Source organism: Pengzhenrongella sicca (assembly GCF_017569225.1).
Taxonomy (GTDB): domain Bacteria; phylum Actinomycetota; class Actinomycetes; order Actinomycetales; family Cellulomonadaceae; genus Pengzhenrongella; species Pengzhenrongella sicca.
In genome coordinates, this window is the sequence record NZ_CP071868.1 from 3,290,657 (window position 1) to 3,306,306 (window position 15,650).

Here is a 15,650-nt window from a genome sequence, read left to right on the forward strand (position 1 = left end):
GGTGGGTCCAACCACGCGCCGCTGGCCAGCCCCGGACGTGACGAACACCACGCTCCGCGGCGGTTGCGAACGCGGCGCCTCAGAACCGGGCGTCTCAGAACCCCAGCGCCGCGCGCAGCCCCGCGAGCCCGGGCAGCACGATCACGCCCGCGGCCGCGACGTCGTCGGCCGAGATCTCGACCCGGCGCGCGCCGGGCCGGTCGAGCCAGACCCCGATCAGGCCGGCCGCCGACGCCGCCTGCGCGTCGATGTCGAGCTCGTCGCCCACGTAGGCGGTCCGGGCCGGTTCGGTGCCGAGCAGGCGGCACGCCTCGAGGAAGACGCGCGGGTCGGGCTTGCCGAAGCCCAGGGTGTCGAGGCCGACGAGCATCGGCATCGCGCCCGCGAGGCCGGCGCGCGCGAGCTTGCGGGTCTGGTACCCCACGAGGGCGTTCGACAGCGCGCCGACCGCGACGCCGTCGGCGCGCAGCTCCGCGATCACCTGGAGCGCGTCGGAGTGGGCCGCCCAGGCGCTCTGCACGCCCTCCTCGAAGACGGCGTCCCAGGCGTGGAAGGAGTCGAGGTCGAGCGCCGCCCCGCCGAACTCGGCCTGGAGGTCGTTCGCGCGCGCCATGCGCTGGGCCTCGTACCCCAGCTCCCCCGCGGTGTACTGGCGGTAGTAGCCGAGCGAGTCCGCCCGCCAGTGCGCGAGCACGTCCCCGCCGCGCGCCGCGGGCAGGTGCGGCAGGTATGCGCTCGTCGTGCCCGCGAGCGCGCGGGCGAACGCGCCGCGGGTGTCGACGAGCGTGTCGTCGATGTCGAACAGGACGCCGTCGACCGGCCGCGCGCCCGACCCGGCCGCGCCCGGCCCGCCCACTAGAGCGTCGCGCGCAACGCGCGCAGGCGGGCGAGCGAGCTGTCCCGGCCGAGGATCTCCATGGACTCGAACAGCGGCGGCGACACGCGCCGGCCGCTGATCGCTGTGCGCAGCGGCGCGAACGCGAACCGCGGCTTGAGCCCGAGGCCGTCGATCAGGGCCTCGTTCAGCGCGACGTGCACGGGCTCCGCGGCGAAGCCGTCGGCCGGCAGCGCCTCGAGCGTCGCGATCGCCGCGTCGAGCGCGCCCGCCGCGTCGGGGCGCAGCGCGGCGACGGCCTGCGCCTCGAGCTCGACCGCGTCGTCGGCGGTGAACAGGAAGCCGAGCATCCCGGGCGCCTCGCCGAGCAGCGTCATCCGCTCCTGGACGAGCGGCGCGCCGGCGTCGAGCAGCGCGCGGTGCGCGGCCGACAGGTCGGCGTACGCGTCCGCCGGGACGATCCCGGCCGCGTGCAGGTACGGCACGAGGCGGCCCCGGAAGTCGTCGGGCGCGAGCAGGCGCAGGTGCGCGGCGTTGATCGCCTCGGCCTTCTTGAGGTCGAAGTGGGCGGGGTTTGGGTTCACGTCGGCGACGTCGAACGCGGCGACCAGCTCGTCGACCGAGAAGATGTCGCGGTCGGGGCCGATCCCCCAGCCCAGCAGCGCGAGGTAGTTGAGCAGCCCCTCGGGCGTGAAACCGTGCTCGCGGTGCAGGAAGAGGTTCGACTCGGGGTCGCGCTTGGAGAGCTTCTTGTTGCCCTCGCCGAGCACGTACGGCAGGTGCCCGAACACGGGCAGAACCTCGGCGACGCCGATCGCGAGGAGCGCGCGGTAGAGCACGACCTGGCGAGGGGTCGAGGAGAGCAGGTCCTCCCCGCGCAGCACGTGGGTGATGCCCATGAGCGCGTCGTCGATCGGGTTCACCAGCGTGTACAGCGGCTGGCCGTTGCCGCGCACGATGACGTAGTCCGGGATCGACCCGGCCTTGAACGTCACGTCGCCCCGGATCAGGTCGGTGAACGTGACGTCGTCGTCGGGCATCCGGATGCGCAGCACGGGCGCGCGACCCTCGGCGCGGTAGGCGGCCTTCTGCGCGTCGGTGAGGTCGCGGTCGAAGCCGTCGTACCCGCGCTTCGGGTCGCGCCCGGCGGCGCGGTGGCGCGCCTCGACCTCCTCGGGGCTCGAGAAGGACTCGTAGGCGTACCCGCCCGCGAGCAGCTTCGCGGCGACGTCGGCGTACAGGTCCATCCGCTGCGACTGGCGGTACGGCTCGTGCGGGCCGCCGACCTCGACGCCCTCGTCCCAGTCGAGGCCCAGCCAGCGCAGCGCGTCGAGCAGCTGGAGATAGCTCTCCTGGCTGTCGCGCTCGACGTCGGTGTCCTCGATCCGGAACACGAACGTGCCGCCCACATGCCGCGCGTACGCCCAGTTGAACAGCGCGGTGCGGATCAGGCCGACGTGCGGCGTCCCGGTCGGGGACGGGCAGAACCGAACCCGGATCGCCGATCCGGTCGGGGCGGCGTCGGCCGCAGTGAGCGTGGTGGGCGTGGTGGTCGTTGCGGTGTCAGGCACCCGACCAGCCTAGGCCGACCCCCAGGTGCGGCGGATCAGCTGCGCCGGATCACCGGGTTGCGCAGCACGCCGAGGTCCTCGATCTCGATCTCCACGACGTCGGCATGCACGACCGGGCCGACGCCGGCGGGCGTGCCCGTGAGGATGACGTCGCCCGGCAGCAGCGTGAAGACCTCGGAGATGAACGACACGAGATGGGCGACGTCGAACACCATCGCCGACGTGCGCCCGTCCTGGCGCAGGTCGCCGTTGACGCGCGCGGTCACCCGGAGGTCGTCGGTGTCGAGGTCGGTGACGATCCAGGGCCCGAGCGGGCACGAGGTGTCGAAACCCTTCGCGCGCGTCCACTGCCCGTCGGTGCGCTGCACGTCGCGCGCGGTCACGTCGTTCGCGGCGGTGTACCCGAACACCTGCGCGAGGGCCTTCTCGGGCGGCACGTTCTTGGTGATCTTGCCGATCACCACGGCGAGCTCGGCCTCGTGGTGCACCTCTTCGGAGTACGACGGCAGCACGATCGGGTCGTCCGGCCCGATCACCGACGTGTTCGGCTTGAGGAACAGCAGGGGCGTGGTCGGGACGTCGTTGCCGAGCTCGGCGGCGTGCGCGGCGTAGTTGCGGCCGACGCCGATGACCTTGGACCGCGGGATGACCGGGGCGAGCAGGCGGACCGAGTCGGTGAGCGGGACCCGCTCCCCCGTCGGCTGGACCGGCATGTAGATCGGGTCGCCGGACAGCACGACGAGCTCGAGCGAGCCCGGCTCACCGTCCACGAGGGCGTAGCGGGGGTCGTCACCGGTGGTAAATCGAGCGATGCGCATGCTCAACCCTAGGCACGCTCAGACGCGGGCGAGCACCTCGCCGTGCAGCACGGCGAACCAGGCGTCCTCGCTCGCACCCCACAGGCGCCACGCGTCGGCCAGGTTCTCGAGCGCGACGTCGTCGGCGAGCCCGCGCGCGATCGCCTGGCTCGCGAAGTCCGACGACGTCGACCGCTCGGCCCAGAGGTCGGCCCACCACGTGCGGTCCTGCGGTGTCGCGTAGCACCACGCGGCGGAACTCGGCACGATTCCGGCCGGGTCGAACCCGGCCTCGCGCACCCACGACAGCAGCCGGCGGCCGGCGTCGGCCTGCGCGTGGTTCGCCGCGGCGACCTCGTGGTAGAGCGCGAGCCAGTCGTCCAACCCGGGTGATTCGGGGTACCAGGTCATGGCGGCGTAGTCGGCGTCGCGGACGGCGACGAGGCCGCCGGGCCGGGTCACGCGGCGCAGCTCGCGCAGCGCCGCGACCGGGTCCACGAGGTGCTGCAGCACCTGGTGGGCGTGCACCACGTCGAAGCTCGCATCCGGGTACGGCAGCGCGTAGACGTCGCCGACGTCGAACACGATGCCGGTCGCGCCGGCCTCGCGCGCGGCCGCCCGGGCGAGGTGGATCACCCGCTCCGACCGATCGAGGCCCACGACCTCGCCGGGCGCGACCCGCGCCGCGAGGTCGATCGTGATGGAGCCCGGCCCGCAGCCGACGTCGAGCAGCCGCTGGCCCGGCACGAGCGCGGGCAGCAGGTACGCGGCCGAGTTCTCGGCGGTCCGCCAGCGGTGCGAGCGGAGCACGGACTCGTGGTGGCCGTGCGTGTACTGATCCTGGATACTCACCCCACCAGTAGGGGGTGCCCGCCGGCAGATATCAACCGGCGGAATGTTCCATCTTGCATGTCGGACGCCCCGCGCGCACGGCGGCGAGACCGTAACCTGCACCCGTGAAGCGGATCGTTGGTATCGACGTGGCGCGCGGCCTCGCGGTGCTCGGCATGATCACCGCGCACGTCGGGGTGATCGGCACCGAGTTCTTCTCCCCGACCGGCTGGCTCGCCGTCGTCGACGGGCGCTCCGCCGCGACCTTCGCGGTGCTCGCCGGCGTGTCGATCGCGCTGCTGTCGGGGGGGCCGCAGCCGGCGACGGGCGTCCGGCTCACCCGCGCTCGGATCCGCCTGTGGGTGCGCGCCCTCGTGCTGCTCGCGCTCGGCTTCGTCCTGACGGGCCTCGGCACGCCCGTCGCGGTCATCCTGCCGAGCTACGCGGCGTACTTCGTGCTGGCGCTGCCGTTCCTGCGCACCCGCTCCGCGGTGCTGCTCGGGTGGGCGGCGGCCGTGGCGGTGCTCGGCCCGCCCGTCTGCTTCGCCCTGGAGGACGCGCTGGCCGGGTACACCGGCCCGCTGACCCTCGCGGTCGAGCTGGTCATCTCCGGGTACTACCCCGCCGGCATCTGGATGGCCTACGTGCTCACGGGCCTGGCGGTGGGCCGGCTCGACCTCGGCCGCCGCGACGTGCGCGAGCGGCTGCTGCTCGCGGGGCCGTGCCTGGCCGTGCTGGGGTACGTCGGCGGCGGCCTCGCCCTGCGCGCCGGCCTTGCCGGCGGCGCGGACCCGACCGTGCTGCGGCTGCTGACCACGGTGCCGCACTCGGACACGACGTTCGAGGTGGTCGGCAACATCGGCGTCGCGCTCGCGGTGCTCGGCGGGTGCCTCGTGCTCGCCGAGCGCGCACCGCGCCTGGTGTACCCCCTCGCCGCGACGGGCGCTCTCTCACTCTCGGCCTACTCGTTCCAGATCGTCGCGATCGCGGCGCTCGGCGACGTCGTCGTGCGCCAGCCGCACGTCGGCACCCACCTGGCCTTCCTGGCCGTGACCCTGCTCGCGGCGAGCGCGTGGCACGCCTGGCTCGGGCGCGGGCCGCTCGAACGCGTGCTGCACGGGCTGTCGACCCGCGCCGCGGACTCGATCGCTGGCGCCGCGCCAGCGCCGGGCCCGACCGCGCCGCCCGCCGTCCCGTAGCGGGGCGGGGCCTACCGACCGGCCGCCTCTGGCTCCTGCGGGGCCTGCGGGGGCTGCGGCGCGGGCCAGGGGCCGAGCGCGGGGGGCGGGGCGCCGTCGTCGGCGACGACGGGCCCGGCCGGCTCCCGCCCGGCCAGCCAGGCGACGAGGTCGGTGCGCGCACCGCGAAGCACCCGGGTCGGGCCGGTCCCCAGCTCCTGGACCCACCCATCGGGCGCCTCGAGCACGAGCGCGCTGCCGCCGGGGAGCCGCTCCGCGAGAAACGCGGTGAGGTGCTCGCACAGCTGCACGCTCCAGTCGCCGCTGGCCGGTCCGAGGTCGAGGTCGGTGAGGTGGATCTCCACCTCGCGCCACCAGGCCTGCGCCATGTCGAGCGCAGTGCCGGCGCGGTAGCGCACCGGCCGGGACCAGTCCTCGCGCGTCAGGTCGGCGAGCAGCGCGTCGATGCGCTCGGTCGCGGACGTGATCGCCGAGCGATGCTCCGCGGCCGACGCCGGCGCGCCCGCCTCGATTGCGGCGTCGCGCGCCGGGCGACCGCCGTCGTAGACGTCCACCAGTGCGCCGCGCCGCGCGTACTCGATCTGCCGGGTCGCCGCCGCCGCGAGGCCCACCAGGTGCGCGAGGACGTGCCCGCGGCTCCAGCCGGGCAGCCGCGACGGCGCCGCGACGTCCGCGTCGGTGCAGCCCGCGATGGACGCAAGCAGGCGCGCGTGCGCGCCGCGGATCGCGGGGACGAGCTCGGCGGGGGCGACGCGGGCGGCGTCGTCGGGCCCGGTCACGGCCACACCAGCTCGTGCCGCCAGGCGCCCGCGACGTCGTCGCGCGTGTAGACGACCCGCACGTGCGCGCGGGTGGGGTCGCCCTGCCAAAACTCGGCGGTCAGCGGGACCAGCGCGAGCAGCGCCCACTCGGGCAGCACCCGCGCGGGCTCGAGCGCGACACGCTCGAGCGCGGCGGCCATCGCCGCGTGCAGCTCGGCGGTCGACGCGAGGGGCTCCCCCGGGCGGACGGCGAACGCCGCGGCACGCGAGGCGGGCGACCGCGCGAGGAAGTCGGCGTCCCGCTGCAGCGCCCCGCGGTCGACGACGATCCCGGTGAGGCGGACCTGACGGCCCTGCGGCTGCCAGTAGAAGCTCGCCGCCGCCGCCGGGTTCAGCGCCAGGTCACGGGCCTTGCGGCTGCGTGCGTCGGTCGCGAACTCCCAGCCGCCGTCGTGCACGTCCTTGAGGATCACGACCCGCGCCGAGGGCGCGCCGACGGCGTCGGCGGTCGCGAGCGTCATCGCGTGGGGCTCGGCGACGCCCGCGTCGATCGCGTGGCCCAACCAGTCGGCGAACAGGTCGAACGGATCGGCCGGGACGTCGGTCGGATCGAAGGCCGGGAGGGAGCCGGCGAAGACCGGGAGCCGGCGGAGCCTGGAGCGCAGAGTGGGCACGATCTCGACCCTACGGCGGTCCCGGCCGGTCCGCCCTGGGTCGACGCGCCGCGGCCGGCCCGTGCCTACCCTGGTGCCATGACGAGCCCGGAACCCGCCGGCGTGCCGCACACCCTGGCGTCGCGCGAGTGGCGGCCCGTCGCCGCGGCGCACGCGGCGCGTGCCGACGCCCTCACGGCCGGCCACCGGGCGCGCCGCGGCACCGGCGAGCGGCACCCGATCGACGACTTCCTGTACGACTACTACACGATCAAGCCCAGCCTGCTGCGCCGCTGGCACCCGGGGCCGGGCGTCGTCCTGCGCGCCGACCCGGGTGGCACCCCGGCCGAGCACTCGGCCTGGCGGTGGTACGCCGTCGACGGCGCGGGCTCGGTCAGCCTCGATGTGCGGGCCTTCCTGAGCGACCGCGGCGACACCGCGCGCTACGTCCGGACCCTGCTCGAGGCGACGGCGTCCCGGCGCGCCCACGTCGGCTGCTTCGGGCTGCACGAGTGGGCGATGGTCTTCCACCAGGACGACGAGCGCCGGCGGCACGACCTGCCCCTGCGGCTCGGCCGCGCCGGGACCGACGCCGTCGTCGCGGCGCACCCGATCCGGTGCAGCCACTTCGACGCGTTCCGGTTCTTCGCGCCCGACGCCGTCGCGCTGAACGCGCTCCAACCGACTCGCGCGACCCAGGTCGAGCTCGAGCAGCCGGGCTGCCTGCACGCGGGGATGGACCTGTTCAAGTGGGCCGGCAAGCTCGGCCCCGTCGTGCCGGGCGACCTGCTGCTCGACTGCTTCGAGCTCGCGCGCGAGATCCGGACGCTCGACATGCAGGCGTCGCCCTACGACGTCTCCTCGCTCGGCGAGCCCGCGGTCGCGATCGAGACGGCGGCGGGCCGGGCCGAGTACGCCGCCAGGCAGCGCGAGTTCGCCGAGCGGGCGGCACGACTACGGGGCCGGTTGATCGAGGCGATCGACGCGGGTGGCGCGGCCTGAGGCGACGCCGCCCGGGTTCAGCCCGCGTGCCGCTGCCGTGCGGTGCGGCGCCGGAGCGCGATCCGTTCGTCCTCCGCCAGCCCGCCCCAGACCCCGACGTCCTGGCGAGCCTCGAGCGCCCACGTCAGGCAGGTCTGGATCACCGGGCACCGACCGCAGACCGCCTTGGCCTCGGCGAGCTGCAGCACGGCTGGGGCTGAGCCACCGATCGGGAAGAACAGCTCGGGATCCTCGTCCAGGCACGCGGCCTCGTGGCGCCAGTCCATGGACATCTCCTCGAGCATGGTCGAGGAGCCCGTTGCTGGGGCAGGTCTCGAGCGGGGTGGAATTGCGACGGCTTGAGATACTTTCCCTCGCGGGATCGTCCGCCGCCAGGGGACGAAAGTCCCGGGTCGAAGTAGCCCGCACGGGCGAGCAGCGATCACGCCTCGGCGGCGCCCGGGAGGTGCTCGGTGGCGCCCGCGTAGCCCCGCGTCCCGGGGATCGTGCCGGGGGCGTAGATGAGGCGCATGACGCCTGTGGGGAGAGACTCCGAGCTGAGCAGCGTGAGCGGGTAGATCGGCTCGCCCTCGTCGAACAGGCGCTCGCCACGGCGAGCCGCGACGGGATGCACGAGCAGACGAAGTTCGTCGAGCAGGCCCGCTGCGAGGAGCTGGCGCACCACGGAGACCGACCCGGGAATCAGGATCTTGTGGATGCCGGGCTCCGCCGCGAGCGCCGCGACTGCCTCGATGAGATCGCCACGGATCGCCTCGGCGTTCCGCCAGCCCAGCTCGGCGGACCCTCGCGTCGCGACCACCTTGCGGGTGTCTCCCAGCTGCGCGGCGAACGTCGCGTCGTCCCCGCCCGCGGCTTCTCGGTCCGGCCAGGCGCCCGCGAAGCTGTCGTACGTGACGCGACCGAGGAGCAGCACGTCCACGTCCTCGTAGTCCTCGCCCACGGCAGCACCCATGCGCTCGTCAAAGTAGGGAAAGTGCCAGGCCGGATCGATCTCGACGACGCCGTCGAGCGCCATGAACAGGGTAGAAACGATCGTCGCCATCGGGTGGTCCTCCACTCTCGCTCCACCCCAGCGGCGTCCGGGGCCTTCTCATCGAACACCGACCGGGCGACGCGCGCATTCTGAGCCGGCGCCACGTCCTGAGACGATAGGTGCGTGTCCACCCTCACCGACCGTCCGCTCACGCTCGCCCAGCGGATGCCCGCGGACCCGGATCCGGACGCGCTGTACGACGCCTTCATGGCCTGGGCGACCGATCAGGGCTACGACCTCTACCCCGCCCAGCAGGAGGCCCTGCTCGAGCTGGTGACCGGCTCGCACGTCATCCTCTCGACCCCCACCGGCTCCGGGAAGTCGCTCGTCGCCATCGCCGCCCACTTCGTCGCGCTCGCGCAGGGCCGGCGCACCTTCTACACCGCCCCGCTCAAGGCGCTCGTGAGCGAGAAGTTCTTCTCGCTCGTGGCGGCGTTCGGCTCGGACAACGTCGGCATGATGACCGGCGACTCCTCGGTCAACCCGGGCGCGCCGATCATCTGCTGCACGGCGGAGATCCTGGCGAACATCGCGCTGCGCCAGGGCGGCATCGACGGCGACGAGTCCGTCGTCGGCCAGGTCGTGATGGACGAGTTCCACTTCTACGCCGACCCCCAGCGCGGCTGGGCCTGGCAGATCCCGCTGCTCGAGCTGCCGACGGCGCAGTTCCTGCTGATGTCGGCCACGCTCGGGGACGTCTCGTTCTTCGCCGCCGATCTCCTTGAGCGCACCGACCGGGCCGTCGCCGTGGTCGAGAACACCGAGCGGCCCGTCCCGCTGAACTTCAGCTACGCGATCGAGCCCCTGGTCGAGCTGCTCGAGGAGCTCGTCAACACCCACCGCGCGCCGGTGTACGTCGTGCACTTCACGCAGGCGGCGGCGGTCGAGCGCGCCCAGGCCCTCATGAGCATGAACGTCGCGACGCGCGCGCAGCGCGACGAGATCGCGACCGAGCTCGGGGACTTCCGGTTCGGTCCGGGCTTCGGCCGCACGCTGTCGCGGCTGCTGCGCCACGGCGTCGGCGTCCACCACGCGGGCATGCTGCCGAAGTATCGGCGCGTCGTGGAGCGCCTGACCCAGAAGGGGCTGCTCAAGGTCGTCTGCGGGACCGACACCCTCGGCGTCGGGATCAACGTGCCGATCCGCACGGTCGTACTGACGTCCCTCGTGAAGTACGACGGCGTCCGGATGCGGCACATCTCGGCGCGCGAGTTCCACCAGATCGCCGGCCGCGCCGGCCGCGCGGGCTACGACACGGTCGGCGAGGTCATCGTCATGGCCCCCGACCACGTCATCGAGAACCGCAAGCAGCTCGAGCGCGCGGGAGACGACCCGAAGAAGATCCGCAAGATCGTCCGGAAGAAGGCGCCCGAGGGTGCCGTGAACTGGACCGACAAGACGTTCGAGCGCCTGCGCGACGCCGCGCCCGAGCCGCTGACCTCCAGCTTCGCGGTCTCGCACGCCATGGTGCTGAACGTCCTCGCGCGGCCGGGCGACCCGATCGCCGCGATGCGGCACCTGCTCATGGACAACCACGAACCGGAGTCGGCGCGCGGGCGGCACGTGCGCCAGGCGATCGCCGTCTACCGCTCGCTCAAGGCCGCCGGCGTGATCGAGCGGGTGCCCAACGCCAACGGCGTCGGCCGCACGGTGCGCCTGACGGTGGACCTGCCGGCCAACTTCGCGCTCAACCAGGCGCTCTCGCCGTTCGCGTTCGCGGCGCTCGAGCTGCTCGACCTCGAGTCCCCGACGCACGCGCTCGACGTCGTCTCCGTCATCGAGGCGACCCTCGACAACCCGCGCCAGGTGCTGTCGGCGCAGGCGAACAAGGCCCGCGGCGAGGCCGTCGCCGCGATGAAGGCGGACGGGCTCGAGTACGAGGAGCGGATGGCGCTGCTCGAGGACGTCACCTACCCCCAGCCTCTCACCGAGCTGCTGACCGGCGCGTTCATGACGTATCGCCAGACCAACCCGTGGGTCGCCGACCTGGAGCTCGCCCCCAAGTCCGTCGTGCGGGACATGCACGAGCGGACGATGACCTTCGTCGAGTACGTCTCCTACTACGCGCTCGAGCGCACCGAGGGCGTCCTGCTGCGCTACCTCGCGGACGCCTACCGCGCGCTGCGTCAGACCGTGCCCGAGGAGAGCCGCACCGAGGAGCTCGCGGAGCTGGTCGAGTGGCTCGGCGAGCTGGTGCGCCGCACCGACTCGAGCCTGCTCGACGAGTGGGAGCGGCTGCGCAACCCCACGGACGACGGCGGGCCCGCGGTCGACGTCGACGCCGAGGACGCGCCGAAGCCGATCACGGCCAACAAGCGCGCCTTCCGCGCACTCGTGCGCAACGCGCTGTTCCGCCGCGTCGACCTCGCCGCGCGCGAGAACTACCGCGCCCTGGGCCTGCTCGACGGCACCGACTGCTGGGACGCGGACGCCTGGGCGGACGCGCTCGACCCGTTCTACACCGACCACGACGCGATCGGCTTCGGGCCGGACGCGCGCGGCCCCAAGCTGCTCCAGATCACCGAGCGGCCGGGCGACGACGACGGCGGCGCCCGCTGGGAGGTCCGCCAGATCCTTGACGACCCGGCCGACGACCACGACTGGCGCATCGACGCCGTGGTCGATCTCGCCGCCTCCGACGCCGCCGGCGAGGTCGTGCTGCACATCACCGCGGTCGGGCCGCTCTAGGCTGCCCACGTGTCGAAGAAATCCTCCGGGCCGGCCAAGGGGTCGGCCAAGCACCCCGGGGCCGGCACCCCCGCGCTCGTCGCGCTCGACGCCGCCGGGGTCGCCCACACCGTGCACGCCTACGCGCACGACCCCGCGAGCGCCGTCGGCTACGGGCTCGAGGCCGCCCAGGTGCTCGGCCTCGAGCCCGCCCGCGTGTTCAAGACGCTCGTGACGAGCATGGACGGCACGCTCACGGTCGCGGTCGTCCCGGTGACCGGGCAGCTCGACCTCAAGGCGCTCGCCCACGCCGTCGGGGGCAAGAAGGCCGCGATGGCGGCCCAGGCGGACGCCGAGCGCGCGACGGGCTACGTCGTCGGCGGCATCTCGCCGCTCGGGCAGCGCCAGCGCCTGCGCACGGTGGTCGACGCGAGCGCGCTGGACCACCCGACCGTGTTCGTCTCGGGCGGGCGCCGCGGCCTCGACGTCGAGCTCGCGCCGGCCGAGCTCGTGCGGCTCACGGGCGCCGTCGTGGCGCCGATCGGCCGGGCCTGACCATTCGCTCGCGCGAGCGCGTCGTCAGCGGACGCCGAACGGGGCGTCGGTCGGGACGATCACCTTGCCGAGCGGCGTGAGCGAGACCGGGATGAGCTTGAAGCTGGCGATCCCGAGCGGGATGCCGATGATGGTCAGGCACATCGCGATGCCGGTCGTGAGGTGGCCGATCGCGAGCCAGATCCCGGCGACGACGATCCAGAGCACGTTCCCGATCGCGGAGCCGATCCCCGCCGTGGGCCGGTCGACGATCGTGCGACCGAAGGGCCAGAGCACGTAGTTGGCGATCCGGAACGACGCGATGCCGAACGGGATCGTCACGATCAACAGGCAGCAGATCACCCCCGCGAGCGCGTAGCCGACCGCCATCCAGAAGCCGGACAGCACGAGCCAGATGAGGTTGAGCAGGGTGCGCATGCCCCCAGCCTGCCGCATCCGCCCGGCGGCGCGGTGCCCTAGGGTGCGGTGGCATGAGCGAGGACCACGACCGGGCGGACGGCATCGTCGCGAGGCTGGGCCGGGTCCGGACCCGGATCGCCGACGCCGAGCGCGACGCCGGCCGCGAGCCCGGCTCGGCGCGACTGCTGCTGGCGACCAAGACCGTGCCGGCCGCGCACGTGCGGGTGGCGATCGCGGCCGGGGCGAACCTGATCGGCGAGAACCGGGTCCAGGAGCTCGTGGCCAAGGGCCCAGAGCTCGCCGGGCTGCCGATCGAGATCCACCTGATCGGCCATCTGCAGGGCAACAAGGTCAACCCGGCGCTGCGCTGGGCGGGCTGCGTCGAGAGCGTCGACTCCCCCGAGATCGCCGCCCGCCTCGGCGAGCGCAGCGCCGACGCCGGCCAGGTGCTCGACGTGCTGCTGCAGGTCAACGTCTCGGGTGAGCCCACGAAGTACGGCGTGGCGCCCGACGCGGCGGCGGACGTCGCGGCCGCGGTCGCGCAGGTCGCCGGCCTGCGGCTGCGCGGCTTCATGACGATCGGGGCCAACTCCGCCGACGCCGGCGTCGTTCGCGCCGGCTACGCGCGCCTGCGGGAGCTGCGCGACGGCGTCGTCGGCTCCGGCCTGGCCGGCACCTCCGACGCGTCCGAGCTGTCGATGGGGATGAGCGGCGACCTCGAGCTCGCGATCGCCGAGGGCGCGACGATCGTGCGCGTGGGGACGGCGGTCTTCGGGGCGCGCCCCGCCTGACCATCGCATGTCAAGCAACCTTGACATGCGATCATGTGTCAAGCATCCTTGACACATGATCGAGACCCTCCAAGCCCTCCACGCACTCAGCCCCGCGCCCGGCGTCGTCGCGGCACTCATCACGGCTGCGGTGCTGCTCGTCGGTTCCGATCCCGTCCTGGGCCGCCGCCAGCATCGGGCGTTCCTCGCCGAGCTCGCCGCGGACCCCATCGGGGCCGGCGAGGTGCAGGTCCGGTTCTACCGGTCCTGGGCCCGACAGGGCTGGCTGTGGGCCGGCGGCGTGGTCGCGCTGGTGCTGGCGGCGCCGGGCGTCGACCTCGCGGACCTCGGACTGCGGCTGCCGACGTCCCTCGGCGGCGCGTCGCAGCCCTTCGTGGTCGGGGCGCTCGCGGGCATCGTCGGCGCGTTGGTCGGCGGGGTGGTGGCTGCCCGCCGACGGGACGGCCGAGGCCGCACGGCCCCCCGGATGGCGGGTGCGGCCGCCGTCGTGCCGATGCTGCCGACGACCCCGCGCGCGCGGCGCGGCTGGGTGGGGCTCGCCGTGACGGCCGGGCTGACCGAAGAGGTGACGTACCGCGGCCTGATCGTGCTCGTCCTCGCGCTGGCGCTGCCCGGCGCCCACCCGGTCGCGGTCGTGCTGGTCGCCGGCACGGTGTTCGGCGCGGCGCACTGGTACCAGGGGCGGGCCGGCATGATCGCAACTGGCGCGCTGGGCTGCCTGTTCACCGCGATGTACCTCGCCACCGGGAGCCTGCTGGTCGCGATGGTGCTGCACGTGCTGATCGACCTCCGACCCGTGCTGACCGCCGCGCCCCGGCGCCCCGCCGCCGCGACCCAGCAGCAGGGCGCCGAACGCGCATGAGGAACGACGTCCGAGCCCGGCGCGAGGAGGCGGGGCTGTCCCAGGCCGCCCTCGCCGCGGCGCTGGGGGTGTCCCGGCAGACGGTCAACTCCCTCGAGACGGGCAAGTACGACCCGTCCCTCCCGCTCGCGTTCGCCCTTGCCCGGTACTTCCACCTGACGATCGAGGAGCTCTTCCATGTGGACCTCTAGCCGCAGCCAGGCCCAGCAGCGCACGGCCTGGTACGTGGGGACGACGACGGCGGTCGTAGTCACCGTCAGCGGCTACGCGCTGCTCGCGCGCGCCACGAGCGACGGCACCGCCGAGGGCTTCCTCACCGGCGGGCTCTTGATCGTCGCGCTCGCCGCCCTCGCCCGCTGGCGCAGCGTGCGGCGCAGCGATCGCGCCGGGACCGCGGCCCGCCTCGGGGGCGGCCAGCCCGACGAGCGCGACCGGCGCGTGCTCGAGGCCTCGTTCGCCGTCGTGGGCCTGGCCGCCCTGGTCGCGACGTCGTTCACCTCGATCGCGGCGCTGCTCGGGGCGGACGCGGAGAGCCTGCTCACCGCGCTGCCCCTGCTGCTCGTCGCCGTGCTCGTCGCCGCGTTCGTGGTGATCAACCGCCGGACCTGAGCCGGCCGAACGGCGAGCGGCGGCTCGGCCGCGTCACGGCACGCGGGCGAGCCACTCCTGCGTGCCGAACTTGGTCGCCACGAGCTCCTCGGCGCGCTCGACCTCGGCCGGGCGCAGCGCGCCGTCGACCACGTCGTAGCGCGAGCGGAAGTGCTTCTTGAAGGCGTCGATGACCTCGGTGCGCGGCAGGCCCGTCTGGGAGCGCACCGGGTCGACGCGCTTCTTGGCGCTCGTGGTGCCCTTGTCGGACAGCTTCTCGCGGCCGATCCGCAGCACCTCGAGCATCTTGTCGGCGTCGATGTCGTAGGCCATCGTCACGTGGTGCAGCACCGCTCCCCCGACGAGCCGCTTCTGCGCCGCGCCCGCGAGCTTGCCGGCCGGGGACGCGATGTCGTTGAGGCCCGCGTACGCGGCGGTGACCCCGACGTCCGCGAGCGCCCCGAGCACCCAGTCGTCGAGGAACGCGTACGACTGCTCGAACGTCAGGCCGTCCACCAGCGATGCGGGCACGACGAGGGAGAACGTGATGCAGTTGCCCGCCTCCATGAACATGGCCCCGCCGCCGGAGATCCGGCGCACGACCGTCACGCCGTGCCGGTCGGCCCCCTCGGGGTCGACCTCGTTGCGCAGGGACTGGAAGGACCCGATGACGACGGCCGGGTCGACCCACTCCCAGAACCGCAACGTCGGGCCGCGCCGGCCGGCCGCCAACTCCTCGGCGAGCACCTGGTCGAGCGCGACGTGCAGCACCGGAAGCTGGGGCGCTTCGTGGATCAGCTCGAACGTGAGGTCGCGCCAGCTCGACGCGTGCCCCAGCGCGCGCCGCACGGCGATCGCGATCGCCTCGGGGCTGAAGCCGACGAGCGTGACGCTCTCGTCGAGCGCGGCCTCGATCGCCGCCGTGAGCTGCGCGACGCGCGCGTCCGCGGGCTGCCCCACCAGCGCAGCGTCGATCAGCTCGAGCGCGTCGTCGGGGTCGAGGAAGAAGTCGCCACTGATCGACACGGCGGACAGGACGCCGTCGGTCACCGTGACGTCGGCCGCGACCAGCTTGCCGCCGGGCACCTTGTACTCGCCGCGCAGGG

At 73.9% G+C, this 15,650-nt stretch carries 18 protein-coding genes; 8 read left to right on the top strand and 10 right to left on the bottom strand.

The window, feature by feature from the left end:
• Positions 1-94 precede the first annotated feature (94 nt).
• From J4E96_RS15180 to J4E96_RS15195, 4 genes are read right to left on the bottom strand one after another with little or no spacing between them, the layout of a single operon-like run.
• Positions 95-856 (bottom strand): HAD family hydrolase, encoded by a 762-nt coding sequence (locus J4E96_RS15180; RefSeq protein ID WP_227422909.1) that lies wholly within the window; start codon positions 854-856, stop codon positions 95-97.
• Positions 856-2,406 carry a glutamate--tRNA ligase gene (gene gltX / locus J4E96_RS15185; protein WP_406619932.1) on the bottom strand — a complete coding sequence of 517 codons (1,551 nt, stop codon included), beginning with the start codon at positions 2,404-2,406 and terminating at the stop codon, positions 856-858. The genes J4E96_RS15180 and gltX overlap by 1 nt, the downstream gene beginning before the upstream one ends.
• Positions 2,407-2,441: 35 nt before the next feature.
• A complete protein-coding gene (locus tag J4E96_RS15190) occupies positions 2,442-3,224 on the bottom strand; it encodes a fumarylacetoacetate hydrolase family protein (RefSeq protein ID WP_227422910.1) in 783 nt (260 codons plus the stop codon).
• Between the two features lie 18 nt (positions 3,225-3,242).
• On the bottom strand, positions 3,243-4,055 hold the full coding sequence (locus tag J4E96_RS15195; RefSeq protein ID WP_227422911.1) for a methyltransferase domain-containing protein: 813 nt from the start codon (positions 4,053-4,055) through the stop codon (positions 3,243-3,245).
• A gap of 104 nt (positions 4,056-4,159) precedes the next feature.
• Here J4E96_RS15195 and J4E96_RS15200 point away from each other — a divergent pair, with 104 nt between their 5' ends.
• Positions 4,160-5,233: a heparan-alpha-glucosaminide N-acetyltransferase domain-containing protein gene (locus J4E96_RS15200; protein ID WP_227422912.1), complete on the top strand. Its 1,074-nt coding sequence runs from the start codon at positions 4,160-4,162 to the stop codon at positions 5,231-5,233.
• 11 nt (positions 5,234-5,244) lie between these two features.
• Here the strand turns inward: J4E96_RS15200 and J4E96_RS15205 are convergent, their stop codons facing one another.
• Both J4E96_RS15205 and J4E96_RS15210 read right to left on the bottom strand, forming a co-directional pair.
• Positions 5,245-6,018 (bottom strand): maleylpyruvate isomerase family mycothiol-dependent enzyme, encoded by a 774-nt coding sequence (locus tag J4E96_RS15205; RefSeq protein ID WP_227422913.1) that lies wholly within the window; start codon positions 6,016-6,018, stop codon positions 5,245-5,247.
• Positions 6,009-6,668 (bottom strand): pyridoxine/pyridoxamine 5'-phosphate oxidase, encoded by a 660-nt coding sequence (locus J4E96_RS15210; protein WP_227422914.1) that lies wholly within the window; start codon positions 6,666-6,668, stop codon positions 6,009-6,011. Before J4E96_RS15210 ends, J4E96_RS15205 begins: the two co-directional genes overlap by 10 nt.
• 78 nt (positions 6,669-6,746) lie before the next feature.
• On the opposite strand from J4E96_RS15210, the gene J4E96_RS15215 reads away from it, so the two are divergent.
• Positions 6,747-7,649 (top strand): 3-methyladenine DNA glycosylase, encoded by a 903-nt coding sequence (locus J4E96_RS15215; RefSeq protein WP_227422915.1) that lies wholly within the window; start codon positions 6,747-6,749, stop codon positions 7,647-7,649.
• A gap of 17 nt (positions 7,650-7,666) precedes the next feature.
• Here J4E96_RS15215 and J4E96_RS15220 read toward each other — a convergent pair whose 3' ends face one another.
• Positions 7,667-7,915: a WhiB family transcriptional regulator gene (locus tag J4E96_RS15220; protein WP_227422916.1), complete on the bottom strand. Its 249-nt coding sequence runs from the start codon at positions 7,913-7,915 to the stop codon at positions 7,667-7,669.
• Between the two features lie 155 nt (positions 7,916-8,070).
• Positions 8,071-8,691 carry a dihydrofolate reductase family protein gene (locus J4E96_RS15225; protein WP_227422917.1) on the bottom strand — a complete coding sequence of 207 codons (621 nt, stop codon included), beginning with the start codon at positions 8,689-8,691 and terminating at the stop codon, positions 8,071-8,073.
• 156 nt (positions 8,692-8,847) lie between these two features.
• On the opposite strand from J4E96_RS15225, the gene J4E96_RS15230 reads away from it, so the two are divergent.
• Positions 8,848-11,370 (top strand): DEAD/DEAH box helicase, encoded by a 2,523-nt coding sequence (locus J4E96_RS15230; protein ID WP_227425785.1) that lies wholly within the window; start codon positions 8,848-8,850, stop codon positions 11,368-11,370.
• 9 nt (positions 11,371-11,379) lie between these two features.
• Positions 11,380-11,904 (top strand): Cys-tRNA(Pro) deacylase, encoded by a 525-nt coding sequence (ybaK, locus tag J4E96_RS15235; RefSeq protein ID WP_227422918.1) that lies wholly within the window; start codon positions 11,380-11,382, stop codon positions 11,902-11,904.
• Positions 11,905-11,928: 24 nt separating this feature from the next.
• Here ybaK and J4E96_RS15240 read toward each other — a convergent pair whose 3' ends face one another.
• The gene (locus J4E96_RS15240) at positions 11,929-12,321 is read right to left on the bottom strand and encodes a YccF domain-containing protein (protein WP_227422919.1); all 393 of its coding nucleotides are present in this window, start codon (positions 12,319-12,321) and stop codon (positions 11,929-11,931) included.
• A 53-nt stretch (positions 12,322-12,374) separates the two neighbouring features.
• On the opposite strand from J4E96_RS15240, the gene J4E96_RS15245 reads away from it, so the two are divergent.
• The 4 genes from J4E96_RS15245 to J4E96_RS15260 are packed head-to-tail and all read left to right on the top strand — an operon-like array spanning position 12,375 to position 14,565.
• Positions 12,375-13,094, top strand: coding sequence for a YggS family pyridoxal phosphate-dependent enzyme (locus J4E96_RS15245; RefSeq protein ID WP_227422920.1), 720 nt, complete (start codon positions 12,375-12,377; stop codon positions 13,092-13,094).
• Between the two features lie 55 nt (positions 13,095-13,149).
• The gene (locus J4E96_RS15250; RefSeq protein ID WP_227422921.1) at positions 13,150-13,956 is read left to right on the top strand and encodes a CPBP family intramembrane glutamic endopeptidase; all 807 of its coding nucleotides are present in this window, start codon (positions 13,150-13,152) and stop codon (positions 13,954-13,956) included.
• The gene (locus J4E96_RS15255; protein ID WP_227422922.1) at positions 13,953-14,147 is read left to right on the top strand and encodes a helix-turn-helix transcriptional regulator; all 195 of its coding nucleotides are present in this window, start codon (positions 13,953-13,955) and stop codon (positions 14,145-14,147) included. Before J4E96_RS15250 ends, J4E96_RS15255 begins: the two co-directional genes overlap by 4 nt.
• Entirely contained in the window at positions 14,134-14,565 is a 432-nt protein-coding gene (locus J4E96_RS15260; protein ID WP_227422923.1) for a hypothetical protein, read from the top strand. The genes J4E96_RS15255 and J4E96_RS15260 overlap by 14 nt, the downstream gene beginning before the upstream one ends.
• A 33-nt stretch (positions 14,566-14,598) precedes the next feature.
• On the opposite strand, the gene J4E96_RS15265 is transcribed toward J4E96_RS15260, so the two are convergent.
• A complete protein-coding gene (locus tag J4E96_RS15265) occupies positions 14,599-15,648 on the bottom strand; it encodes a lipoyl protein ligase domain-containing protein (protein ID WP_227425786.1) in 1,050 nt (349 codons plus the stop codon).
• Between the last annotated feature and the right edge of the window lie 2 nt (positions 15,649-15,650).